Here is a 22,139-nt window from a genome sequence, read left to right on the forward strand (position 1 = left end):
TCCCCCTCCCCACACCCCCTCTCTCCCCCCTGAAAATCTCCTATGTGCACGCGATTTCGTATACATAGGCGATTTTCAGGGGGGAGAGAGGGGGGGGGACGGGAGCAGGAACGCCCCCCGGCCGGTGGCCGAGGGGCGTTCGTGTGGTGCGGGTGTCGCCGCGAGCCCGAGAGCTAGATCGCGAGGTCCGGCGTCGCCGGGCCCGTGCCGAGCGAGCGGCCCGAGTTGATTCCGGCGCCCACGGCCTCCGCACGCGTCGAGGTCGTGATGAGGAACTCCCCACCGACGAAGTCGACGTGCACGTGGTCGCCGGGGTTCAGCTCGCCGTGCAGGATCTTCTCCGACAGACGGTCCTCGACCTCGTTCTGCATCGCACGACGCAGCGGACGGGCGCCGAGAGTCGGGTCGAAGCCGACCTCGATGAGGCGCTCCTTGGCCGAGAGCGTGAGCTCGACGGTCATGTCGCGGTCGAGCAGGCGGTCAGCGAGGCGCTTCACGAAGAGATCCACGATCTGCAGCAGCTCGGGCTTGCTGAGCTGCGGGAACACGATCGTGTCGTCGACACGGTTGAGGAATTCGGGCTTGAAGTGCTTCTTCAGCTCCTCGTTGACCTTGCCCTTCATGATCTCGTACGTGATCGACGAGTCACCCTCGACCTGGAACCCGACGGGCCCGCCGGAGATGCCCTTCGAACCGAGGTTCGTGGTCATGATGATGACGGTGTTCTTGAAGTCGATGACGCGGCCCTGGCCGTCGGTGAGACGACCCTCCTCGAGCACCTGCAACAGCGAGTTGAAGATGTCGGGGTGCGCCTTCTCGATCTCGTCGAAGAGCACGACGCTGAACGGCTTGCGACGGACCTTCTCCGTGAGCTGGCCGCCCTCTTCGAATCCGACGAATCCGGGAGGGGCGCCGAACAGTCGCGAGACGGTGTGCTTCTCGCCGTACTCGGACATGTCGAGCGAGATCATCGCGTCCTCGTCGTCGAAGAGGAACTCCGCGAGCGCCTTGGCGAGCTCGGTCTTACCGACACCCGTGGGGCCGGCGAAGATGAACGAGCCCGAGGGACGCTTCGGGTCCTTGAGTCCGGCACGCGTACGCCGGATGGTGCGTGAGAGGGCCGCGATGGCCTCCTCCTGACCGATGACGCGCTCGTGCAGAGCCTTCTCCATGAAGACGAGCCGCGAGGACTCCTCCTCCGTGAGCTTGAACACGGGGATGCCGGTGGCCTGAGCCAACACCTCGGCGATGAGGCCCTCATCGACCGTCGCGGTCGTCTTGACCTCTCCGCTCCTCCACTGCTTCTCGAGGCGGAGTCGCTCGCCGAGGAGGTTCTTCTCCTCGTCGCGCAGGCTCGCGGCCTTCTCGAAGTCCTGGTCCTCGATCGCCGTCTCCTTCGCGGCGCGCACGACGGAGATCTTCTCGTCGAACTCACGCAGCTCGGGCGGGCTCGAGAGGATCGACAGACGCAAGCGTGCGCCGGCCTCGTCGATCAGGTCGATCGCCTTGTCCGGGAGGAAGCGGTCGGCGACGTAACGGTCGGCGAGGTTCGCCGCCGCGACGATCGCGCCGTCCGTGATCGACACCTTGTGGAACGCCTCGTACTTGTCGCGAAGTCCCTTGAGGATGTTGATCGCGTGGGGAAGGCTCGGCTCCGCGACCTGGATGGGCTGGAAGCGGCGCTCGAGGGCCGCGTCCTTCTCGAAGTGCTTGCGGTATTCGTCGAGCGTGGTCGCACCGACGGTCTGCAACTCACCGCGGGCGAGGAGCGGCTTAAGGATCGACGCGGCGTCGATCGCGCCCTCTGCGGCACCCGCACCCACGAGGGTGTGGATCTCGTCGATGAAGACGATGATGTCGCCGCGCGTGCGGATCTCCTTCGTGACCTTCTTGAGGCGCTCCTCGAAGTCACCGCGGTAGCGGCTTCCGGCGATGAGCGACCCGAGGTCGAGGGAGTAGAGCTGCTTGTCCTTGAGCGTCTCGGGCACTTCGCCCTTGACGATCGCCTGAGCGAGTCCCTCGACGACGGCGGTCTTGCCGACGCCGGGCTCACCGATGAGGACGGGGTTGTTCTTCGAGCGACGCGACAGGATCTGCATCACGCGCTCGATCTCCTTCTCGCGCCCGATGACGGGGTCGAGCTTGTTGTCGCGCGCGGCCTGCGTGAGGTTGCGGCCGAACTGGTCGAGGATCTGGGATCCCCCCTGGGCCTGCTGCTCGCTCGCGTTGCCGCCGACCGCTGCGGCCTCCTTGCCCTGGTAACCCGAGAGCAATTGGATGACCTGCTGGCGCACCTTGTTCAGGTCGGCGCCGAGCTTGACGAGCACCTGAGCCGCGACCCCTTCGCCCTCACGGATGAGGCCGAGGAGGATGTGCTCGGTGCCGATGTAGTTGTGCCCGAGCTGCAGGGCCTCACGGAGGCTCAGCTCGAGGACCTTCTTCGCGCGGGGCGTGAAGGGAATGTGACCGGTGGGCTGCTGCTGGCCGGTACCGATGATGTCGGTGACCTGCTCGCGCACCGAGTCGAGGGAGATGCCCATCGACTCGAGCGCCTTGGCGGCAACACCCTCACCCTCGTGGATCAGACCCAGCAGGATGTGCTCGGTGCCGATGTAGTTGTGGTTGAGCATCTTGGCCTCTTCCTGGGCCAAAACGACGACACGACGAGCTCGGTCGGTGAATCTCTCAAACATCAGGACTCCTTCCGGCGCGTGGGCAAGGTTCGCGCCGATATAGAGAGAGTAACCGCGCAGCCGCCGGGATAATCCGTTGTTCGCCGTGGGCGCACCGTCAGCGGCGACCGACGTGCAGAGTGTTGCGATTTATATCGGCAATCGATAACTTATCGATAATCGTTGTTATCGATGATCATGAAAGGGCTCGCCATGAGATTCCGTTCCACCATCCGTGAGACGCCCACGGGTCTCACGCGCGCAGACACCTTCGCACTGTGGCTCTTCACCGGCGTGACCGCGTTCTTCGGCGTCGCCGTCCTCGTATCCGCGATCCCGGCGATCGTCGAACTCTTCGGCGACGAGGTCCCCTTCTCCCTCTCGGCCTCTCAGAACGTGCCGCCGGACGCGGCGTCGGGGACGGCGAGAATCGTCTCCGGATCGTTCGATCGCGCCCAACTGCTGGTCTCCGGCGTCGAGCTGTGGCCGCGCATCGCCCTCGCCGTCTCGATTGCGCTCGCGTCGCTCTGCAGCGCCGCCGTCGCCGCGACCGTCGTCGCCCTCTGCCTCGGAATCCTCTCGGGTCGCCCCTTCGTCCGGAGCGTCACGTGGGTGCTCACGACGGCGAGCCTCGTCCTCATCGCGGGGAGCCTGCTCGGCGCGTTCTTCAACACGATGGCGATGTTCTCAATCGTCGCGGCGATCAACCCCGACCCGAGCGACACCGTCTTCCCCTTCGCATCGGAGTACGACTTCACCGCTCTGCTCATCGGCCTCGTCTTCGGGGCGGTCGCGACGGCGTTCCAGCTCGGGCAGAGGATGCAGCGCGACACCGACGGGCTCGTCTGATGTCCCCGGTCCACGACGGTCCGGCCGGAGTGCACTGCCGGCTCGACGAGCTGCTCGCCGCGCGCTCCATGTCTCTGACGGAGTTGAGCAAGCGCGTGGGGGTCAGTATCGTCAACCTCTCCGTGCTCAAGAACGATCGCGCCCGCGCCATCCGATTCTCGACACTCGTCGCGATCTGCGATGCCCTCGACTGCGAGATCGGTGACCTCCTCGTCCGCGACCACGCCTGACCCGGCTCTCACCCCACCCTGAACGCCCCCAACGCGCCCCAACGCCCCCAACGCGCCCCAACGCCCCCTCAACAGCCCGGCAGGGTGCCGCTTTCCCGATCAACTGCGTACGCAACGGACAACGGCGACCGTAATCTCACCCGCGGAAGCCCGTTGCGTACGCAATCGCGGAGGGGTAGCGGAAGGGAGTATCGGCGAGGCGAGTTCACGGGAGGGCGTGGATGGCGAAACTCGCGAAGAACCCGAGGACGGCGAGCAGTCCCGTGAACGCCTTCGTGTCACGGAACGCCTCCGGGATCATCGTGTCGCAGATCATCGCGAGGATCGCCCCCGCCGCGATCGCCGTGACGAACGACGTGGCCTCGACGGGCGCGCCGTCGAGGAGGACGAAGCCGGCGAGGGACGAGAGGGCGCACGCGACCGCGATGCCGATCCACAGCCCGAACACATAACGCGCGGAGCGCCCGTCCTTCTTGAGGTCGGCGGTCGACGCGAGCCCCTCCGGCAGGTTGGAGATCACGACAGCCGCGAGCACGGGAATGCTCAACCCCGACCCCGTCGCCATACTGAGGCCGAGCACCGCGGTCTCCGGCACACCGTCGAGGAGCGCCCCGATGGCGATGCCCGTCCCGGTTCCGGGGCTCTCCCCCGATCCGCGTCGGTTGCGGGCGTCGCGCCAGTCGAGGAGCAGGTTGAGCGCCACGTAGACGATCGCTCCGGCGAGGAAGCCCGCCATCGTCGGGAGGAAACCGCCCGACTCCTCCGCCTCCTCGATCAGGTCGAATGCGAGCGCCGAGATGAGCACTCCCGACCCGAAGGCCATGACGCCGGCGACGATGTGACGCGGCACGTGGACCGACCACGCGACGGCGGCACCGACGACGAGAGCGCCGCCCGCGAGGAGGCCAGCACCGGCGGCCCCCCAGATCTGAGAATCCATGCCTCGATCCTCCCGCCCGATCGAGACATCCCCCACCGGCTTGCGCGCTCCGTTCCCCTGCCCCTCACTCACCCCCCTGAACACTTCCTATGTGCATGAAAATTCGTGCACATAGGAAGTGTTCAGGCATAGAGGGGATCACTGGAGGGCGGAGGTGAGGCGCGCGAGGTTGTCGAGGACCGTCGACCGCAATGGCTGCTCGAGCCACTCGTCGAGGGTCAGTTCCTTGCTCACCGCCCGGTACTCGTCCTCGATGTTGCGCATGTCGGCGACGAAGGACGCTCCGCGTACGAGCATCGACACCTCGAGATTCAGGCCGAAGGACCGCTGGTCCATGTTGCTCGAACCGATCACGGCGACGTCGTCGTCGATCGTGAAGAACTTCGAGTGCAGAATGTACGGCGCCGGGTAGAGGTAGATGCGGACTCCGGCGCGGAGGAGCTGCTCGTAGTAGCTCCGCTGCGCATGGTAGACGAGCGCCTGATCGCCGATCTCGGAGACGAACAGATCGACGGGGACGCCGCGCATCACCGCAGTCGTCACCGCGTACATGAGCGACTCGTCCGGCACGAAGTACGGGCTCGTGATGACGATGCGCTTCTGCGCGCCGTACAACAGCCCGAGGAAGAGCCGGAGGTTGTTCTCCCCCGCGAACCCCGGACCACTCGGCACGATCTGGCAGTCGAGGTCTCCCCGGTCGGGCGTCGGGTCGGTGACGTCGATGTCGGTGATGAGGTTCTCCCCCGTCTCGCTGTACCAGTCGGTGAGGAAGATCGCCTCCATCTCGCCGACGACGGGACCCTCGACGCGCGCCACGAGTTCCTTCCACTTCAGCCCCCGCCGCTCGTTGGCGCGGGTGTTGTAGCTGCGGTCGATGACGTTCTGCGAGCCGAGGAACCCGACGAAGCCGTCGACGATGAGCAGCTTCCGGTGGTTGCGGAGGTCGGGCCGCTGGAACTTGCCCTTGAGCGGCTGCAGCGGAAGCATGAGCTCCCACCGCACGCCGATGGAGTCGAGCTTCCGGATCGTCTTTTTGTAGCCGACCCGGCGGAGGCTCGCCCAGTGGTCGAGCAGGACGTGCACGACGAGTCCACGGTCGACCGCGCGCTCGAGCGCGTCGAAGATCGGCGCCGTCGCGTGGTCGTACGACACGATGTACGACTCGAGATAGACGTACATCGTCGCGGCGTCGATCTCGTCCGCCATGGCGACGAGAGTGTCGTTGTAGTCGCTCATGAGGCGCGCCTCGTTGCCCCCGAGGATCGGCATCGCCCCGAGCCCCTCATTGAGTTGCACGAGTGAACGGAGCCACGCCGGCCCCTCGAACTCGAGGTCCTGCTTCGGCAGGTTCTGGACAGCCCGCTCGATCGCCGTGTTGACGCCGTCCTGGATCTTCCGGCGCTTCCTCGGCAGCTTGGGGTTGCCGATGAGCAGGAAGAGGAGGATGCCCCCGTAGGGGATGAAGAAGACGGCGAGGAGCCACGCGGTACCGGCGGACGGCTTGCGGTTGCGGGGGATGACGACGACGGCGACGATGCGGATGACGAGGTCGACGGCGATGCCGAACCAGACCAGCCAGAGCGTCAGGGTCTCGTTCATGCACTCCCCCGGCTCGGCGCGGCTTTCGTCACAGTCGTGGTCACACCCTATCGAGGGCGGCGCGCCGGTTCGGTCAGGCGGTGGGGTTCGGCTTCGGCGGGAGGCCGCGCTTCGCGCGTTCCTCCGCCTCGAGCTCCGAGTATGCTCGACGCTCGTTGCGATCGACGCGGATGACGGAACGCATCACGATGTAGAAGATGACGCCGAGAACGATGGTCGGGAACAGCGACCAGATGGCGTTCAACCAGAAGTTCTCGATCATGATGCGCCCAGTCTACGCGAGTCGCGTCACGTGCCGGTCGGTGCCCCTGCCCTACTTGACGAGGGGGAAGAGGATCGTCTCGCGGATGCCGAGTCCCGTGAGCGCCATGAGCAGCCGATCGATGCCCATGCCCATCCCGCCCGTCGGCGGCATACCGAACTCGAGCGCGCGCAGGAACTCTTCATCGAGGCGCATCGCCTCGACGTCGCCGCGCGCCGCGAGCTTCGCCTGCTCGACGAAGCGCTCGCGCTGGATCACGGGATCGACAAGCTCGGAGTACCCCGTCGCGAGCTCGAAGCCGCGGATGTAGAGGTCCCACTTCTCGACGACGCCGGCGATCGAACGGTGCTCACGCACGAGCGGGCTCGTGTCGACGGGGAAGTCCATGACGAAGGTGGGCCGCTCGAGCCCGCCCTTCACGAAGTGCTCCCACAACTCCTCGACGTACTTGCCGTGGATGGGGTGCGGGACCTCGACGCCCTCCCGCTCGGCGAGCGCCGCGAGCTCCTCGAGAGGCGTGTCGGGTGTGATCTCCACGCCAGCGGCCTGCGACAGGCTCTCGAACATCGAGATGCGATCCCACTCGCCGCCGAGGTCGTACTCGGTGCCGTCCGCCCACGTCACGACGTGGCTCCCGGAGACGGCGAGCGCCGCCTCTTGGATGAGCGTCTGCGTGAGATCGGCGATCGAGGTGTAGTCGCCGTAGGACTCGTAGGCCTCGAGCATCGCGAACTCGGGGCTGTGCGTCGAGTCCGCTCCCTCGTTGCGGAAGTTGCGGTTGATCTCGAAGACCCGGTCGATGCCACCGACAACGGCGCGCTTCAGGTACAGCTCGGGGGCGATGCGGAGGTAGAGGTCGGTGTCGAACGCGTTCGAGTGCGTCACGAAGGGCCGGGCCGATGCCCCACCGTGCATGACCTGGAGCATGGGGGTCTCGACCTCGAGGAAGCCGCGCGCGGCGAAGGTCGCACGGAGGCTTGCTACGGCGGTCGAGCGCGTGACGACGTTGCGGCGCGCCTGCTCCCGCGCGATGAGGTCGAGGTAGCGCGAGCGGACGCGCGTCTCCTCGTTGAGCTCGTTGTGGAGGTTCGGGAGCGGCTGGATCGCCTTCGAGGCGATCCGCCACTCGGACACCATGATCGAGAGTTCGCCCCGCCGACTCGACGCGACCTCGCCCGAGACGAAGACGTGATCGCCGAGGTCGACGAGATCCTTCCAGGCGGCGAGGCTCTCCTCGCCGACGGCGGCGAGGCTCACCATGGCCTGGATGCGGGTGCCGTCGCCCGCCTGGAGGCTCGCGAAGCAGAGCTTGCCCGTGTTGCGGAGGTGGACGACCCGGCCGGCGACACCCACGGTGACACCCGCCGATTCGTCGGGCGCGAGGTCACCGTACGCGTCGCGGACCTCGCGGATCGAGTGCGTGACCGGGACGGAGACGGGGTACGCCCCGCCGGCGGCGTCCGCTGCCTCGTCGAGAAGTCGCTGCCGCTTCGCGAGGCGCACCGCCTTCTGCTCGGTGATCTCCTGCTCGGTGGGGTCCGCGGCGGCGGACGAGGCGGAGGGCGACGTGGTGTCGGACATGTGCGGGGAACTCCTCGGGGACGGCTCTCTCCAGCTTAGGTGCTGGCGGAGCACCGGTCAGGCGACGTAGAAGGTGCGCGAGGCCGAGCCCTCGACGCCGTCGACCGTCGCCGCGATCGTGACACGGACCGACCCGCTGTGCCCGCTGTCGAGGGGACCGCCGGTGTCTCCGTCGACGGTCGTGAGTCGGACGAGTTCGACGTGTGGCTCCCCCACGACGGCGGCCTGCCCGGCGGCGACCACGGCGTCGAGTCCGCCATCGGCCGCCGACGCGGCGGAGTCGAGCGCGTGCGACAGGACGATGTGGTGACGGTCGGATGCCGGGTCTGCGGGGCTCACCCCCTGATGGTAGCCGTCGACCGGCTCCTTTCCCGACGACCGCTCCCCCGGCACGTGCCACGATGGGCATGTGGATGACGACCCGGCAGTCACCGTCACGGACCTTTCGTCCCTCTTCCCCGGTGGTGACGGCCCCCTCGTGGTGCTGAGCGGTCGGTGGGTCTCCACGGCCGGTGTCGTCGATCGCCGGAGACGTGCCCGCGACCTCCTCCGCGCCGGGGCCTCCCGGCTCTGGGGTGCGACAGCCGATCCGGTCGTGGCGGCGCGCTGTTCCACGTGCGGCGGGGATCACGGGCGCCCGGTGATCACCGACCGACGAACCGGGCTGTGGCTCCCCGGCAGCGTGACGCACGCCGGCGCCACCACTCTCGTCGCTCTCGGCCCCGCCGCCGTCGGCATCGACGCGGAGGCAGTGGACGGCGATCCGTCCCGATTCGACGCCATCCGTCAGGTCACCGGCCGATCCGCCGCCGCCGTGGATGACGGGATCGAGGCCTTGCGGCTGTGGACGACGGTCGAAGCGGTGCTGAAGGCGGACGGTCGGGGCCTCGAGGTCGACCCGCGTCGGGTCCGGATCGACGGCCCGGCTGGAACACCCGGATCGTCCGCACGCGTCGGCGATGGTCCGCTCTTCGCGCTCCGGGGGATCGCTCGCGACGGCCTCGTCGTGACCCTCGCCGTTCCCGAGCGCTAACCCGGGAAGCCGGGGAGCGCCTCCCGCTCGAGCCATGCCGCGAACACGCCGTCGACGACGGAGCCGTCGACGCCGGCAGAGCCGCACTCGCTCACGATCAGATCGCGCAGGTCCTCCGTGGTCACGACGCCGTGCCGGTGTTCATGCGTCCACCGGTGGAGCACCGCGAAGAAGACGTCGTCCCCGATGGCGTGACGGAGCGCGTGCAGCGTGAGCGCGCCGCGCTTGTAGACGCGGTCGTCGAACATACGCTCAGCGCCGGGGTCGCCGACCACGATGTCGTGCGCCGACCGTGCGAGCACCGCGTGGTGGTACCGGGCAAGATCATCGGCCGATCGGCCCCCCGAAGCCTCCGACCACAACCATTCGGCGTAGCAGGCGAAGCCCTCGTTGAGCCAGATGTACCGCCACGCCGCGACCCCGACCGAGTTGCCGAACCACTGGTGCGCGAGTTCATGCGCGACGAGACGCTCCCACTCGCCCCGTCCAGTCATGTGGTTGGAACCGAAGATCGCGAGCGACTGGGCCTCAAGAGGGATCTCGAGCACGTCGGCCGTCACGACGATGGAGTACGTCGGGAACGGGTACGGACCGAAGAGGCGCTGGAACGTCGCCATCATCTCGGGCACCGCGCGGAGGTCGGCGTCGACGCGGGCGCGCAGCGCCGGCGGGAACACGAATCGGCCGGCGACGCCGTCGAGGTCGACCTCGTGAGTCGTGTACCGGCCCACCTGAACCGTCGCGAGGTAGGTCGCCGTCGGTTCCTCCTGCTCGAAGCTCCACGTCGCCCGGCCGGACCGCACCGTCCGGCCGAGGAGGCGCCCGTTGCACACGACGGTGTACGGTGCCTCCGTCGTGAAGCGGATGGAGAACGTCGCCTTGTCGGAGGGCACGTCGTTGCAGGGGAACCAGGTCGACGCTCCGCTCGGCTGCGAGGCGACGATGACGCCGTCGGCGAGCTCCTCCCAACCGACGGTCCCCCACGAGCTCGAACGCGGTCGCGGCGCCCCTGCATAGTCGATCGCGAGGGTGAAGCGCGTACCGGCCTCGATCGGTCGCATCGGCACGACCGTGAGCTTGTGCGCCGATTGACGGTGTCCGACGCGAGCGCCGTCGAGTCGCACCGAGCCGACCTGCAGCCGCGACAGGTCGAGGGTGAAACGCGGGAGTTCGGCGGTCGCGAGCACCTCGAGCAGCGCAGTCCCGCTTAGTCGATTGCTCGTCATGCGGTAGTCGAGCTCGAGGTCGTACCGGGCGACGTCGATGCCGTCGTTGCCGTTCTTCGGCACGTAGGGGTCGCTCGCCGGCCCCACTGGGGCTCCTCCCCGCGTCATCGCGCGGAGGGCGCGACGCGGTAGTCGGCCACGACGACGTCGCGCCACGGTCCGATGGGATTGCCGCTCCAGCGCCCTCCCTCCGGCACCGTCTCCCCGCGCATGACGAGCGACGCCGGACCGATCGTCGAATGGTCGCCGATCAGGGCGGCGGGCAGGGCCACGCTGTGGGGGCCGAGGGTCGCGCCGGCACCGAGGGTCACATCGTCCATGCTCATGATTCGATCATGGAACAGGTGCGTCTGCACGACACATCCTCTGTTGACCGTCGCACCGTCGCCCAGTGAGACGAGGTCGGCCTCCGGCAGCCAATAGCTCTCGCACCACACGCCTCGACCGATTCGCGCGCCGAGGGTGCGCAGCCAGACCACGAGGGCGGGGGTACCGGCCGCGCCGTTCGCGAACCACGGTGCCGCCACCATCTCGGTGAACGTGTCGGCGAGTTCGCTCCGCCAGATGAACGACGACCAGAGGGGGTGCTCGCCCGCCCTGATGCGACCGACCAGCGCCCACTTTGCCGCCGTCGTGACACCGGCGGCGACCGCCCCCGCCGCCACGAGGACGACCCCTCCGAAGAGCAGGGTCGGCAGGAGCCCGAACCCGTCGAGCAGCACCGCGAGTGCCCACAGCACGAGCAGACCGATCCCCACCGTCACGACGACGGGGACGAAGCGCGCGAGTTCCCACGCAGCCCGCGCCAGCCGGAGCCGCGAGGGCGGAGAGAACGTGAGCGCGTCGTCGACCTCCGCCGGCGTGCGGCGCAGACGCACCGTCGGCGAGCCGAGCCACGAGGAACCGGCCTTAGATTTTCGCGGAGCCACCGAGAGGACGGCGATGAGACTGTCTCGGGGGATCCTCCGGCCGGCCGTCGCCATGCCCGAGTTGCCGAGGAACGAGCGCCGCCCGATCTCGACGGGCGCGACGTGCACGTATCCACCACCGAGCTCGTAGGAGGCGACGAGCGTGTCGTCCGCGAGGAAGGCACCGTCGCGGATCGTCGTCATCGACGGCACCAGCAGCACGGTCGAGGCCTCGACGTCCCGACCGACCCGCGCACCGAGCAAGCGCAACCAGACGGGCGTGAAGAGGCTCGAGTAGAACGGGAAGAGGATCGTGCGCGACAGATCGAGCAGCCGCTCCGTCGCCCAGACCTGCCAGCCCTGCCGACTCCTCACCGGGTGCACGCCCTCGGTGAGTCCCACGGCGAGCAGACGGGTGACGACCACGATGAGGAGCGCGAGCACGACACCGGCGGACGCCGTCGCGGGGATCACGAGGAGAGCGGCCCTCCCCACGAGTTCGGCGAGCGAGGACGCGCTCCGGACAGCGGGCACGAGGACGGCCGCTCCGACGGCGAGCGCCATCACCGGGATGAGCGCGAAGACGACGCTCGAGGCCCCGTACGCGAACCACCATCGCCGGCCGCGGGCGGGAGGCGCGTCCGGCCACCACTGCCGCGCGCGGCCCACGCGCACCGCTGGCGACCCCGCCCAGCGCTGACCCGAGCGCACGCGCCCGAACACCGCAGACGCGGGTTCGATCTGGGCATTGCGCGCGATGCGGGCCCCGGGGAGGAGGACGCTGCGCGCACCGATCACGCTTCCCGCCCCGATCCGGACGGCCCCGACGCGGAGGATGTCGCCGTCGACCCACCAGCCGGAGAGGTCGACCTCCGGCTCGATCGAGGCCCCCTCGCCGATCGTGAGCATGCCCGTGAGCGGCGGGAGCGAGTGCAGGGTCACGTCGCGGGCGATCGTGGCACCCAACAGCCGACCGTACGCCACGACGAAGGGGGCGCCGGAGAGGCCGACGCCGCCGAGCGCGTGGGTGATGGCCTCGGCCGCCCAGATCCGGCGGTGCACCGAACCGCCCCGGGGATGGTCGCCCGGTTGGACGCCGGCGAGCAGCAGGCGGGCCGCAGCGGCGGACAGCAGCATCCGTCCGAGCGGCGTGACGAACACGAGGGCGAGGATCACGACGGTCGCCGTATCGAGGACGGGAAGCGGTCCCGCGAGACCGAGGAGATCGAGCAGCCACGTCGCCGCGGCGAGGATCGAGAGCCACCGCGCCCCGGCGAGGGCGGAGATCGGCACGCTCACGAGAGTCTGGAAGACGCCCATCGCACGCGGCGTCGGGACCACACGGTGGAAGTCGGCGGGCCGGCCACGCCCTCGGTCCTCGCCGTCACGCTCGTCGAGGGCTTCCGCCATCGCGACGAGTCGCGGGAGGGCGTAGACGTCGGCGACGGTGAACTCGGGGTCGCGGGACCGCACACGGGTGACGAGTTGCGCGGCAGCGAGCGATCCTCCGCCGAGGTCGAAGAAGTTCGCCTCCATCGAGGGAACCGGAACTCCGAGCACGGCCGTCCAGTCCTCGGCGAGCGCACGCACGCGATCAGGCAGCGCCGCAGTGGGACCGTCATCGACCGGGAGCGGCCACGGCAGTGCGGCCTTGTCGACTTTGCCGGAGGTCCGGGTCGGAAGCTCGTCGAGGACGGCGAGCACGGGCACGAGGGCTGCCGGCAGAGTCGCTCGCAACGCGGCGAGCGCGGCCGGTCGATCGAATGCCTCCCGTTCGGGGACGGCGAGGTATCCGACGAGCACCGGGGATTCCGACGTCGAGGTGCGCACGGCCGCGGCGGCGCCCGCGACTCCCGGCAACGAGGCGAGCGACGCCTCGATCTCCCCGAGCTCGATGCGGCGGCCTCCCACCTTCACCTGGTCGTCGACACGGCCCTGGAAGACGAGCCCGGCGGAGTCGAAGCGCACGAGGTCACCGCTGCGGTAGGCGCGTTCCCAGCCGAGGGCCGGTGCCGGTGCGTACTTCTCGGCGTCCTTGGCCGGGTCGAGGTAGCGTCCGAGGCCCACACCACCGATGACGAGTTCGCCGACCTCCCCCTCGTCGACGCGTCGGCCGTCCGGCCGCACGACAGCGAGGTCCCAGCCGTCGAGAGGGAGTCCGATGCGGACGGGGGCCGAGCCGTCGAGGGGCGCCGCACACGCGACGACGGTCGCCTCCGTGGGCCCGTACGTGTTCCACACCTCTCGGCCATCGACCGCGAGCCTTTCGGCGAGCTCGGGAGGGCACGCCTCTCCACCGAAGATGAGCAGGCGGACGTTCTCGAGCGACTCGGCCGGCCAGAGCGCCGCCAACGTCGGGACCGTCGACACGATCGTCACGCCGCGGGCGACGAGCCACGGCCCCAGGTCGACGCCACTCCGCACGAGCGAGCGGGGTGCCGGCACGAGGCAGGCGCCGTGCGCCCACGCGAGCCACATCTCCTCGCACGACGCGTCGAAAGCGACGGAGAGGCCGGCGAGGACCCGGTCGTCCGAACCGATGGGCTCGGCCTGGAGGAAGAGCCGCGCCTCGGCGTCGACGAACGCCGCCGCCGAGGCGTGAGTCACGGCGACCCCCTTCGGCACCCCCGTCGATCCGGAGGTGAAGATGATCCATGCGTCGTCGGCGGGCGCGGGGGGCGTCACGATGGCGAGTGCGGCCGTGTCCGTCGCGGGTCTGCCGGTCGCCATGATGCTGTCGGCGGTCGGGACGGACGAGGCGCCCGTGCGGGGCACGAAGACACCATCACCCTCCAGCACACCGACGACGCCGGCCTCGCCGAACACGAGCGATGCCCGCTCCTCGGGGTCGTCGGCATCGACGGGGACGTAGGCCGCCCCCGCGACGAGCACGCCGAGGATCGCGATGTAGAGCTGACGCTTCCCCGACGGCATCCGCACGCCCACGCGATCGCCGCGGCGCACGCCCGCGTCGTGGAGGGCCGCTGCGACACGGATCGCGTGGGCGAGAAGTTCCCGGTAGCTCAGCGACACGGATCCGTCGTCGATGGCGGATGCATCGGGGTACCGCGCGGCCGTGTCGCGGAGCACATCGACGAGGGTCCGGACGGACGGCGCCTCGGCGGAGCGCGAGAGCACGGCCTCCTGCCCGGACAGCACGCCCGCGGCGGACGATTCAGGACTCACGTGCGGGCTGGACGAGGAGATCGAGGAGTTGCTGCTTGCGGAGCCGAGAAAGCGACGTGTACCCCTGAGCGCGGGCGAACGACCGCAAACGCGGAACGCTCCACGTCGCATCCGGCAGGGGAACGGTGGTCGCCGGCTCGGGCAGCGCGGCGATCGCCGCTTCCGCTTCGGCCGTCCGGCGGGCCCGAGCGGAGGCCGCGGCGGTCACGGCGCGCGCCTCGTCACGAGCGCGCCGTTCGGCCTCGCGAGCCGCGGCCTTCTCGCGCGCCTTCCGCTCCGCCTTCTCGGCTTTCGCCGTCTCCTTCGCCTTCCGCTCCGCCTTCTCGGCTTTCGCCTTCTCCTTCGCCTTCCGCTCCGCCTTCTCGGCTTTCGCCTTCTCCTTCACCTTCCGCTCCGCCTTCTCGGCCTTCGCCTTCTCGCGCGCCTTCCGCTCCGCCTTCTCGGCTTTCGCCTTCTCCTTCTCAGACCCGCTCTTCGCCGCTGCGTCCTTCGGCGGCTTGTCCTTCTTCGCCTGCTTGTCCTTCTTCGCGGGCTTGTCCTTCTTCGCCTGCTTGTCCTTCTTCGCGGGCTTGTCCTTCTTCGCCTGCTTGTCCTTCTTCGCGGGTTTGTCCTTCTTCGCGGGCTTGTCCTTCTTCGCGGGTTTGTCCTTCTTCGCGGGTTTGTCCTTCGTGGCCGGCTCCGCCGCTGCACGCTCGGCGGCCTTCCGCTCCGCCTTCTTCGCGGCCTTCGCCGCCTTGTGCTTCTCCTTCACGAGACGGGCGGCGGCGTCGAGCCGGGACTGCTCACGATCGGCGCGAGCAGCATCGGCCTCGACGGCACGCTTGATGGCTTTGCGCTCGGCCTTGTCGGCGGCGGTGCGTTTCGCGTCCGTGGAGGTCGTGCCGTTCTTCGCCATCTGCATCCTTCTCGATACGGGGGCCCTGGGCGACGCTCGATCACGTCCGCTCCGTCCGGCCGGGTGCGCCGACACCGTAGCGGGTGAAGGTGAACGGACGGTGCCGTCAGTCGAGACCCAATCCGCTTTCCGGGTCGACGGCGGCCGAGCCCGGCGACGCCAGCGCGTTGTCCACGGCGCTCCGGACGAGCGACGACAGATAGGAACCCGGGTTCTCGACCCCGATGCGGGAGAGGATGGCGCTCGACTGCGCCACGATCGATCGCGAGAACGCCGTCGCCGTCGCGATCGCCTCGGCGTACGCCTTCCGGTCTTCTTCGGCGACGACGACGGGCTCACCTCCCATCTCGACGACGAGCGCCTGCGCGATCGGCAGGACCGGGGCGGGAGCGGTCACGGCGAAGTACGCCTCGCGCAGCCGCGCAAGATCGAGGGACGTCCCCGTGAACGAGATGGCGGGGTGGATCGCGAGCGGGATGGCACCGGCCCGTTGCGCCGGACGCAGGACGTCCGTTCCGAACCGCGCGGAGGTGTGGGCGACGAGTTGGCCCGGTTGCCAGACACCCGCCGCCGCGAGCCCCGTGACGAGCGGCTCGATCTCCTCGTCGGGGATCGCGACGAGGATGAGCTCCGACCGTTCGACGAGATCGGGGATCGACAGGATCGGCGCGCCCGGCAGGATGGCCTCGGCCCGCTCGCGACTGTCCGCGGAGACGGCGGAGACCCCGACGATGGCATGGCCGGCCCCGGCGAGCGCCGCGCCGAGCACGGGACCCACATTCCCGGCACCGAGGACACCGACCCCGAGGCGACCGGCACGCGTGCTCATCGCACCTCCGTCGCCCAGCGGTGGCTGTGGTCGTCGGCCGCGGCGCGCACGGCCGCAGCCGAGGCGCGCTCGAAGAGCAGGGCGGCCTCGTCCTTCGCGATCGTGGGTAGCGTCGGGGTGACCGGCCCGAGGACGGTGTGCACTCGCGCGGAGGCGAGTCGCAGCACACGCTCGAGCGGCCCCTGCGAGATCTGGATGCTCTGGATGCGCGCGAGGGGCAGGATCGTGAGCTTCCTCCAGAGGACACCGGTCCGGAACACGAGCAGGCTCGCGCGCAGCGCGTATCCGGTCCGCCGCCACGCGATCGGGTCGATCCACCGGGCTCGACGGGGCGCGAGCACGAAGCCGGACTCCTGCGGACGCATGATCGCGGACTCGACCTGGTCGAACGTCGAGTCGACATCGGCACCCTCGAGCATGAGCTGCACGACGGCGGTGGCATCGCGCAGCGTCCCGACGGGCAGCACCGTCGTGTTGGCCTTGCCTCCCATGGCCGCTTCGGCGGAGAGCCCCGCCTTGTTGATCTTCACCTGCCACCAGCCGAACGGGCGCCACAGCAGCGGTTGCGAGAGCTGAACGGCGTGGACGCGTCCGGGTGGCAGGGTGTCGTTGCTCGTCGAGAGCAGTCCGAAGCCGATCCGGACGCCGCTCGGGGTTCCCGCGATCGAGTAGCGGAGCGACTTCGTGATCGTCGTCCAGTAGTAGCTGCCGATACCGAGCACGGCGGGGATGAGGGTGAAGATCACCCACGTCGAACCGTTCACGAGCATGACGGCTCCGACGACGACCACGGCGAGCACGACGAGCGTGCCCTCGTTGACGATCGTCGAGGCGACGAGTCGCCCGACCGGGATCCGGACGATCGACTCGGGCGGCGCCTGATCCTCGGGGAGTTCCGGTGAGAAGAAGTCGTTGGCGCGCTCCACGACGTGGCGCGTGATGATCCCGTCCGTCGGCGAGACGACGCCGGCGGGCGCGGCGCCCGGGAGCGGCGCCTCCCCCTCGGCGAGGCGAGCGCCCGACGCGAGGGTCAACACGTCGCGGCGGAGCTTCTCCGCCGGCTTCGTCGAGAGGTACTCGAGCTTGACGTCGGCGGATTGCCCCGCGACGTTCACGTCGAGCCGTGCCGCGCCGAAGAGTCGGGGCAGGAACGGCTTCGAGAGCCCCACGCCCTGGACCCGGTCAAGCTTCGCCTTCCGGTGCGTGCGGAAGAGGACGCCGCTGCGCACCTCGACCGCTTCGTCCGTGACGCGGAACGTGTGCATGCGCCACGACAGGAAGAACAACCCGATCACGAGTACGAGCCCCACCGCGAGCGCGAACAGTACCCAACCGATGTAGCCGTGGGTGAACGAATAGGTCAGGGGGTCGTAGTCCTCGCCGTCATACCGGGGATCGCCGGAGAACTGCGGGAGGAACATCTCGACGAGTCGCTCGCGCAGGTTGGCGATGACGACGCCGAGGATCGCCAGGAAGGCGATCCCACCACGAAGCAGGGGTGTCGCGGGATGGAGCCGGTGCCACTGACCGTCCGCGAGGGTGTCGCCGGCGCGCACGTGCTCGCGCGCGGCGGTCCCGGCGTCGGCGACCGCGTGGCGCGGTGCCGGGGGTGCCTGCTCGGGATCGCTCACAACCCTGTCCGTCGGCTCTCGGCTACCGAAACGAGGTGATCGCGCAGACTCTCGGCCTCCTCGAGGGGAAGACCCGGGATGGTCACTCCCGTCGACGGCGACGCGGTCACGAACTTCAGCTCCGCGAGCCCGAACGCGCGGGCGAGTGGCCCCCTGTTGATGTCGACGAGCTGCATGCGCCCGTACGGCACCGCGACGAACCTCTGCCACATGATGCCGCGGCGGAACAGCAGGTCGTCGTCTCGCAAGAGGTAGCCGATCGAGCGGATGCGTCGAGGAACGAACGCGAGCGTCACGAGGGTCACGGCGATGATCGCTCCTCCTGGGAACCACGGCCACGGATGGTCGACGAGGACGGAGACGAGTGCGGCAGCGGCGGCGACCACGACGACGGCGATCCCGTTGGTGAGGAGCTCGATCGTGATCGCCTTCGACGAGACGCGCCGCCACTCCCCCGTGATGTCGAGACGCCCGGGCGTCTCAGGAGCGGCGTCCGGCGCCGCGGCCGGACTCGCGAGGGCCTGGGCGAGCGTCGGAGCCACGCTGCCGCCGTCCGGCGACGGGTCGGGAGCGACCTCGGCACCGGGAGCTGCGGCGGGGTCGTTCTCCGGACGGGGCGCTGGGGGCGTGCTCGCGGCGTCAGCGCGCAGCTGCTCCGGCAGGGGGTTCGTCATCGTCATCCTTCGGAAGCGTGCACAGTCTCTCGGCGACGAGCCCCGCGACCGTGAGGACGATCGCCCCCACGGCGGCCGCGACGGCCAGCCACAACGATGCTATCCCGGGCAGCATCGAGCGTGAGAGCAGGAAGCCGAGGATCCCGACACCGAACCCCGTCAGGAGCGCGCCCGCCGAACTCGACGCCTTCGCGAGGGACACGACCCGCGTCGCCTGGAACGGGTCGATCGATCGGTCCGACTTCCCCGACACACGGCGTCGGATCGGAATGGCGAACGCCACGACGATCGCGCCGACCGCGACGAGGGTCAGGGCGAACGTGAGAGGAGGCACGATCAGCATGGCTCCGCGGGAGGCCGTCCACACCTCGATGAGGAAGCCGACGACGAAGCCGACGACGGCGAGGATGAGCAACGATGCCGGAGACGTGCGCGTCATGCGCCGGTCCCCGTCTCCAGGCGCGCGAGCAGCTCGGCGACGGGCCCGGCGCCGGTGAGGCGCGCGTCCGGTTCGACCGCGAGCCAGGGACCGAGAACGAACGAGCGTTCGGCCGCACGCGGGTGCGGGAGCGTGAGTCGCGCGTCGGCGAGCCGGCGCGACCCGACCTCGATGACGTCGATGTCGATCGTGCGATCGCCCCACCGCTCGGTCCGCACGCGCCCGAGCTCGTCCTCGATCGCGACGGTGGCGTCGAGCAGCCGGTGCGGCTCGAGATAGGTGTGCCCCACGAGGACGCCGTTGAGGTACGGCGGCGCGTCCGTGTCCGGCCCCGTCGTGCGCACGGCGACGCTTTCGACGAACGGCGAGACGGCTCGGACGAAGACCCCCGGGATCGCCCGGATCCGCTCGACGGCGGCGCCGAGCACGGCATGCCGGTCACCGAGATTGCTGCCGAGAGCCAAGACGAGGCGCTCCGGTCCCCCTCGGCGGATGGGATCGTGCACGATCGGACGGGCGATGGGGCTCATCGTGCCCGCACCCCTCGGTCGGCGGGCCGGCCGCGCGTGATCCGCACGACGACGTCGTCGAACACGGCACCGATCGGGGCGTCGGGCTTGTGCACGGCCACGTCGACGAGCTGGACAGCGTCCCACGAGAGCGCGACGCCCGCCACCCGCTCGGCGACCGTCTCGATCAAATCGACCGGGTCGTTCTCGACAGCGGCGACGACCCGTTCGGCGAGTTCGCCATAGTGCACGGTGTTGGCGAGTTCGTCGTCTTCCGCCGCCGGCCTCACGTCGAGGTGGACGACGACGTCGATGACGAACGTCTGACCGTTCTCGCGTTCGAAATCGAAGACGCCGTGGCGGGCGTGGACGCGCAGGCCCAGGAGACTGATCGTGTCGAGGGGGGTGTCCACGTCACCACTCTGCCATGGCCGGACGCGCGGAGCCTGAGACCCGTCGGGGTCTCGGGTCAGGAGCGACGGTCGACGCGACGGACGACGGCCCAGAGGGTCGGCATGACCGAGGCGGCGACGAGCCACTTCACGATGCCGCCGACGATGAACGGGAAGAACCCGAAGGCGAGCAGCGACCCGAGGTCGTTGGGAACGCCCATCGCGCCGAGGACGAAGCCCATGTAGGGGATGCCGAAGAGGAACGGCACGAGGCTCGCGAGTCCGAACGCGGCGAGAGACAGGACGGGGCGACGGTCCCACGACCGCTCCGCGAGCCAACCGACGAGGGCGGCGGCGAAGACGAAGCCGATCACGAAACCGAACGAGGGCTTGGTGAGGGCGATGAGCCCGCCGGTCGCGCCGGCGAAAACGGGGAGTCCGAGCAGACCGACTCCCATGTACGACAGGAGGCTCACGGCGCCACGCCAGGCTCCGAGGCTCGCGCCCACGAGCATGACGCCGAGCGTCTGCCCCGTGATCGGGACCGGCCACATCGGGATCTCGACCTGCGCGAGCAGGGAGACGACGGCGACGCCGGCGGCGATGAGGGCGACGTTCGCGACGGCGGTGCGGGGCACGACGCGGTCGGCGAGGGTGGGTCGGCCGGCGACGGCGGTCGACGTGACGGGTGCGGTGCTCATGCGATCTCCACGGTGTACGAGTTCCGATAACGACGAAGTGTCGTGGATCACCCTACCGAGAGCGCACGCCTCTCGCGGAATGCGACCGCGAACGACGTCGATGACGACTGACGAGCGCTGCTCCTTTCGGCGGCCGCTGCGCCGATCGCGGCAGTGCTCCGCGAACGATGCAGCGCTCGACTCAGGAGCGGGAGCGGCGAAGGGCCGAGAGCGCGTCGAGCGCGACGCGCGTGGCCGCGACATCGTGAACGCGGACCGCCCAGACGTCGTCGGCGAGGAGGGCGCTCAACACCGCGGTCGGCAGGTCCCTGGTCGGGGCGACGCCCTCGTCCCCGACGAGTTCGCCGAGGAACCGCTTCCGCGACACTCCGATCATGACGGGGAAGCCGAGCGCCGCGAGCGCGTCGAGGTGTGCAAGGAGGGTCCAGTTGTGAGGTCCTCGTTTCGCGAAACCGAGACCGGGGTCGACGACGACGCGCGCGGGCTCGACTCCGGCCGCCACGGCCGCCGACGTCTGAGCCTCGATCTCGCGGACGACGTCCGCGACGACGTCGTCGTAGTGCACACGATCCTCCATCACGGCGCTGTGACCGCGCCAGTGGCTGATGACGAAGGTCGCTCCGAGTTCCGCGACCGTCGCCGCCATGCGCGCGTCGGCGAGTCCGCCGGACACGTCGTTGACGATCGACGCCCCCGCTGCGACGGCCGCGCGCGCCGTCGCAGCGTTCATCGTGTCGATCGACACGGTCGTGCCGTCGCCCGCGAGCGCCGTCACGACGGGGAGGATCCGGCGCAGCTCCTCGTCGAGCGCGACCCGCGTCGCACCGGGCCGCGTCGACTCCCCGCCCACGTCGACGATGTCGGCGCCCTCCGCGACGAGCTCACGGCCGTGGGCGATCGCGTCGGCCGTGGTGAAGTAGCGGCCGCCGTCGCTGAACGAGTCGGGCGTCACGTTGAGCACACCCATGATGCGGGTCGCCCGGGGCCCGCCGTGCTCACTCATCGCGCCCCGCCGAGCCGCCGATGAGTGCGAGCACGTCGGAACGCTCGGCGCCGCTCACGAGCGCACCCCTGCTCGCGATCGTGACGGTCGTGGAAGAGGTCTGGCGCGGCCCGCGCGCCGTGAGGCACTGGTGGCTCGCGTCGAGGACGACGAGGACACCGCGTGGGGAGAGACCCTCGTCGACCGCGTCGGCGATCTGCTCCGTCAGTCGTTCCTGCACCTGCGGCCGCGAGGCGAGAGTGTCGACGACGCGGGCGAAACGGCCGAGGCCGACGGCCGACACCCCCGGGAGGTACGCGACGTGCGCGACACCCGTGAACGGCAGGAGGTGGTGCTCGCAGACGGAACGAAAGGCGATGTCCCGCACGATCACGGCTTCGCCGGCCGTGTCGATCTCCGTCGGGATCGTCTCGCGGAGGTGATCGAGCGGGTCCTCGCCGAGGCCGCCGAAGAACTCGGCGTAGGCGTCAGCGACACGCTGCGGTGTGGACAGCAGCCCCTCACGGTCGGGCCGCTCGCCGATCGCGAGGAGCAGTTCGGTCACCGCCGCCTCGATCCGTCGGCGGTCCACGCCCGCCAC

At 69.6% G+C, this 22,139-nt stretch carries 21 protein-coding genes; 3 read left to right on the forward strand and 18 right to left on the reverse strand.

Annotated elements, in window-relative coordinates; all coding sequences use genetic code 11:
* Positions 1-173 precede the first annotated feature (173 nt).
* Positions 174-2,693, reverse strand: coding sequence for an ATP-dependent Clp protease ATP-binding subunit (locus ELQ92_RS11770; protein WP_128499221.1), 2,520 nt, complete (start codon positions 2,691-2,693; stop codon positions 174-176).
* Positions 2,694-2,885: 192 nt separating this feature from the next.
* On the opposite strand from ELQ92_RS11770, the gene ELQ92_RS11775 reads away from it, so the two are divergent.
* Both ELQ92_RS11775 and ELQ92_RS11780 read left to right on the forward strand, forming a co-directional pair.
* Positions 2,886-3,521 carry a hypothetical protein gene (locus tag ELQ92_RS11775; RefSeq protein WP_128499223.1) on the forward strand — a complete coding sequence of 212 codons (636 nt, stop codon included), beginning with the start codon at positions 2,886-2,888 and terminating at the stop codon, positions 3,519-3,521.
* Entirely contained in the window at positions 3,521-3,751 is a 231-nt protein-coding gene (locus ELQ92_RS11780; protein WP_128499225.1) for a helix-turn-helix domain-containing protein, read from the forward strand. Before ELQ92_RS11775 ends, ELQ92_RS11780 begins: the two co-directional genes overlap by 1 nt.
* 205 nt (positions 3,752-3,956) lie before the next feature.
* Here the strand turns inward: ELQ92_RS11780 and ELQ92_RS11785 are convergent, their stop codons facing one another.
* The 5 genes from ELQ92_RS11785 to ELQ92_RS11805 all read right to left on the reverse strand — a co-directional run bounded on the left by ELQ92_RS11785 (position 3,957) and on the right by ELQ92_RS11805 (position 8,472).
* A complete protein-coding gene (locus ELQ92_RS11785; protein ID WP_128499227.1) occupies positions 3,957-4,691 on the reverse strand; it encodes a ZIP family metal transporter in 735 nt (244 codons plus the stop codon).
* Positions 4,692-4,829: 138 nt separating this feature from the next.
* Complete coding sequence (gene cls, locus ELQ92_RS11790) at positions 4,830-6,290, reverse strand: cardiolipin synthase (protein ID WP_128499229.1); 1,461 nt, start codon at positions 6,288-6,290, stop codon at positions 4,830-4,832.
* A 73-nt stretch (positions 6,291-6,363) separates the two neighbouring features.
* Positions 6,364-6,552 (reverse strand): hypothetical protein, encoded by a 189-nt coding sequence (locus ELQ92_RS11795; protein WP_128499231.1) that lies wholly within the window; start codon positions 6,550-6,552, stop codon positions 6,364-6,366.
* 51 nt (positions 6,553-6,603) lie between these two features.
* Positions 6,604-8,133, reverse strand: coding sequence for a lysine--tRNA ligase (gene lysS, locus ELQ92_RS11800; protein ID WP_128499233.1), 1,530 nt, complete (start codon positions 8,131-8,133; stop codon positions 6,604-6,606).
* A 57-nt stretch (positions 8,134-8,190) separates the two neighbouring features.
* Positions 8,191-8,472 carry a hypothetical protein gene (locus tag ELQ92_RS11805; RefSeq protein ID WP_128499235.1) on the reverse strand — a complete coding sequence of 94 codons (282 nt, stop codon included), beginning with the start codon at positions 8,470-8,472 and terminating at the stop codon, positions 8,191-8,193.
* Positions 8,473-8,542: 70 nt separating this feature from the next.
* Between ELQ92_RS11805 and ELQ92_RS11810 the strand changes: the two genes are divergently transcribed.
* Positions 8,543-9,166: a 4'-phosphopantetheinyl transferase family protein gene (locus ELQ92_RS11810; protein ID WP_128499237.1), complete on the forward strand. Its 624-nt coding sequence runs from the start codon at positions 8,543-8,545 to the stop codon at positions 9,164-9,166.
* Here ELQ92_RS11810 and ELQ92_RS11815 read toward each other — a convergent pair.
* From ELQ92_RS11815 to folE, 12 genes are all read right to left on the reverse strand, one after another.
* Positions 9,163-10,479: a M1 family metallopeptidase gene (locus tag ELQ92_RS11815; protein WP_208004359.1), complete on the reverse strand. Its 1,317-nt coding sequence runs from the start codon at positions 10,477-10,479 to the stop codon at positions 9,163-9,165. The two genes, ELQ92_RS11810 and ELQ92_RS11815, sit on opposite strands and share 4 nt — an antisense overlap.
* Before the next feature lie 17 nt (positions 10,480-10,496).
* Positions 10,497-14,486, reverse strand: coding sequence for a Pls/PosA family non-ribosomal peptide synthetase (locus ELQ92_RS11820; RefSeq protein WP_424980111.1), 3,990 nt, complete (start codon positions 14,484-14,486; stop codon positions 10,497-10,499).
* Positions 14,476-15,381: a hypothetical protein gene (locus ELQ92_RS16615; RefSeq protein WP_243695005.1), complete on the reverse strand. Its 906-nt coding sequence runs from the start codon at positions 15,379-15,381 to the stop codon at positions 14,476-14,478. The genes ELQ92_RS11820 and ELQ92_RS16615 overlap by 11 nt, the downstream gene beginning before the upstream one ends.
* 106 nt (positions 15,382-15,487) lie before the next feature.
* A complete protein-coding gene (locus tag ELQ92_RS11830) occupies positions 15,488-16,210 on the reverse strand; it encodes a Rossmann-like and DUF2520 domain-containing protein (protein ID WP_128499241.1) in 723 nt (240 codons plus the stop codon).
* Positions 16,207-17,841, reverse strand: coding sequence for a PH domain-containing protein (locus tag ELQ92_RS11835; RefSeq protein WP_128499243.1), 1,635 nt, complete (start codon positions 17,839-17,841; stop codon positions 16,207-16,209). The genes ELQ92_RS11830 and ELQ92_RS11835 overlap by 4 nt, the downstream gene beginning before the upstream one ends.
* Positions 17,838-18,515 carry a PH domain-containing protein gene (locus tag ELQ92_RS11840; protein ID WP_128499245.1) on the reverse strand — a complete coding sequence of 226 codons (678 nt, stop codon included), beginning with the start codon at positions 18,513-18,515 and terminating at the stop codon, positions 17,838-17,840. Before ELQ92_RS11840 ends, ELQ92_RS11835 begins: the two co-directional genes overlap by 4 nt.
* The gene (locus ELQ92_RS11845) at positions 18,481-18,954 is read right to left on the reverse strand and encodes a DUF3180 domain-containing protein (RefSeq protein WP_128499247.1); all 474 of its coding nucleotides are present in this window, start codon (positions 18,952-18,954) and stop codon (positions 18,481-18,483) included. The genes ELQ92_RS11840 and ELQ92_RS11845 overlap by 35 nt, the downstream gene beginning before the upstream one ends.
* Positions 18,951-19,484, reverse strand: a complete 534-nt coding sequence (folK, locus tag ELQ92_RS11850) for a 2-amino-4-hydroxy-6-hydroxymethyldihydropteridine diphosphokinase (RefSeq protein ID WP_128499249.1) — start codon at positions 19,482-19,484, stop codon at positions 18,951-18,953. Before folK ends, ELQ92_RS11845 begins: the two co-directional genes overlap by 4 nt.
* The gene (gene folB / locus ELQ92_RS11855) at positions 19,481-19,876 is read right to left on the reverse strand and encodes a dihydroneopterin aldolase (protein ID WP_128499251.1); all 396 of its coding nucleotides are present in this window, start codon (positions 19,874-19,876) and stop codon (positions 19,481-19,483) included. The genes folK and folB overlap by 4 nt, the downstream gene beginning before the upstream one ends.
* A gap of 56 nt (positions 19,877-19,932) precedes the next feature.
* Positions 19,933-20,556, reverse strand: coding sequence for a biotin transporter BioY (locus ELQ92_RS11860; protein WP_128499253.1), 624 nt, complete (start codon positions 20,554-20,556; stop codon positions 19,933-19,935).
* Positions 20,557-20,737: 181 nt separating this feature from the next.
* Complete coding sequence (gene folP / locus ELQ92_RS11865) at positions 20,738-21,559, reverse strand: dihydropteroate synthase (protein ID WP_208004361.1); 822 nt, start codon at positions 21,557-21,559, stop codon at positions 20,738-20,740.
* Complete coding sequence (gene folE, locus ELQ92_RS11870) at positions 21,552-22,139, reverse strand: GTP cyclohydrolase I (protein WP_128499255.1); 588 nt, start codon at positions 22,137-22,139, stop codon at positions 21,552-21,554. Before folE ends, folP begins: the two co-directional genes overlap by 8 nt.

Origin of the sequence: Labedella populi (genome assembly GCF_004078655.1) — a bacterium.
Lineage (GTDB): Bacteria > Actinomycetota > Actinomycetes > Actinomycetales > Microbacteriaceae > Labedella > Labedella populi.

Coding starts and splice junctions, on each gene's coding strand:
- ELQ92_RS16615 (WP_243695005.1), bottom strand. CDS start 15,381: ATGGCGAAGAACGGCACGACCTCCACGGACGCGAAACGCACCGCCGCC.
- ELQ92_RS11785 (WP_128499227.1), bottom strand. CDS start 4,691: ATGGATTCTCAGATCTGGGGGGCCGCCGGTGCTGGCCTCCTCGCGGGC.
- folK (WP_128499249.1), bottom strand. CDS start 19,484: ATGAGCCCCATCGCCCGTCCGATCGTGCACGATCCCATCCGCCGAGGG.
- ELQ92_RS11830 (WP_128499241.1), bottom strand. CDS start 16,210: ATGAGCACGCGTGCCGGTCGCCTCGGGGTCGGTGTCCTCGGTGCCGGG.
- cls (WP_128499229.1), bottom strand. CDS start 6,290: ATGAACGAGACCCTGACGCTCTGGCTGGTCTGGTTCGGCATCGCCGTC.
- ELQ92_RS11770 (WP_128499221.1), bottom strand. CDS start 2,693: ATGTTTGAGAGATTCACCGACCGAGCTCGTCGTGTCGTCGTTTTGGCC.
- ELQ92_RS11795 (WP_128499231.1), bottom strand. CDS start 6,552: ATGATCGAGAACTTCTGGTTGAACGCCATCTGGTCGCTGTTCCCGACC.
- ELQ92_RS11780 (WP_128499225.1), top strand. CDS start 3,521: ATGTCCCCGGTCCACGACGGTCCGGCCGGAGTGCACTGCCGGCTCGAC.
- ELQ92_RS11845 (WP_128499247.1), bottom strand. CDS start 18,954: ATGACGCGCACGTCTCCGGCATCGTTGCTCATCCTCGCCGTCGTCGGC.
- ELQ92_RS11840 (WP_128499245.1), bottom strand. CDS start 18,515: ATGACGAACCCCCTGCCGGAGCAGCTGCGCGCTGACGCCGCGAGCACG.
- folP (WP_208004361.1), bottom strand. CDS start 21,559: ATGAGTGAGCACGGCGGGCCCCGGGCGACCCGCATCATGGGTGTGCTC.
- lysS (WP_128499233.1), bottom strand. CDS start 8,133: ATGTCCGACACCACGTCGCCCTCCGCCTCGTCCGCCGCCGCGGACCCC.
- ELQ92_RS11860 (WP_128499253.1), bottom strand. CDS start 20,556: ATGAGCACCGCACCCGTCACGTCGACCGCCGTCGCCGGCCGACCCACC.
- ELQ92_RS11775 (WP_128499223.1), top strand. CDS start 2,886: ATGAGATTCCGTTCCACCATCCGTGAGACGCCCACGGGTCTCACGCGC.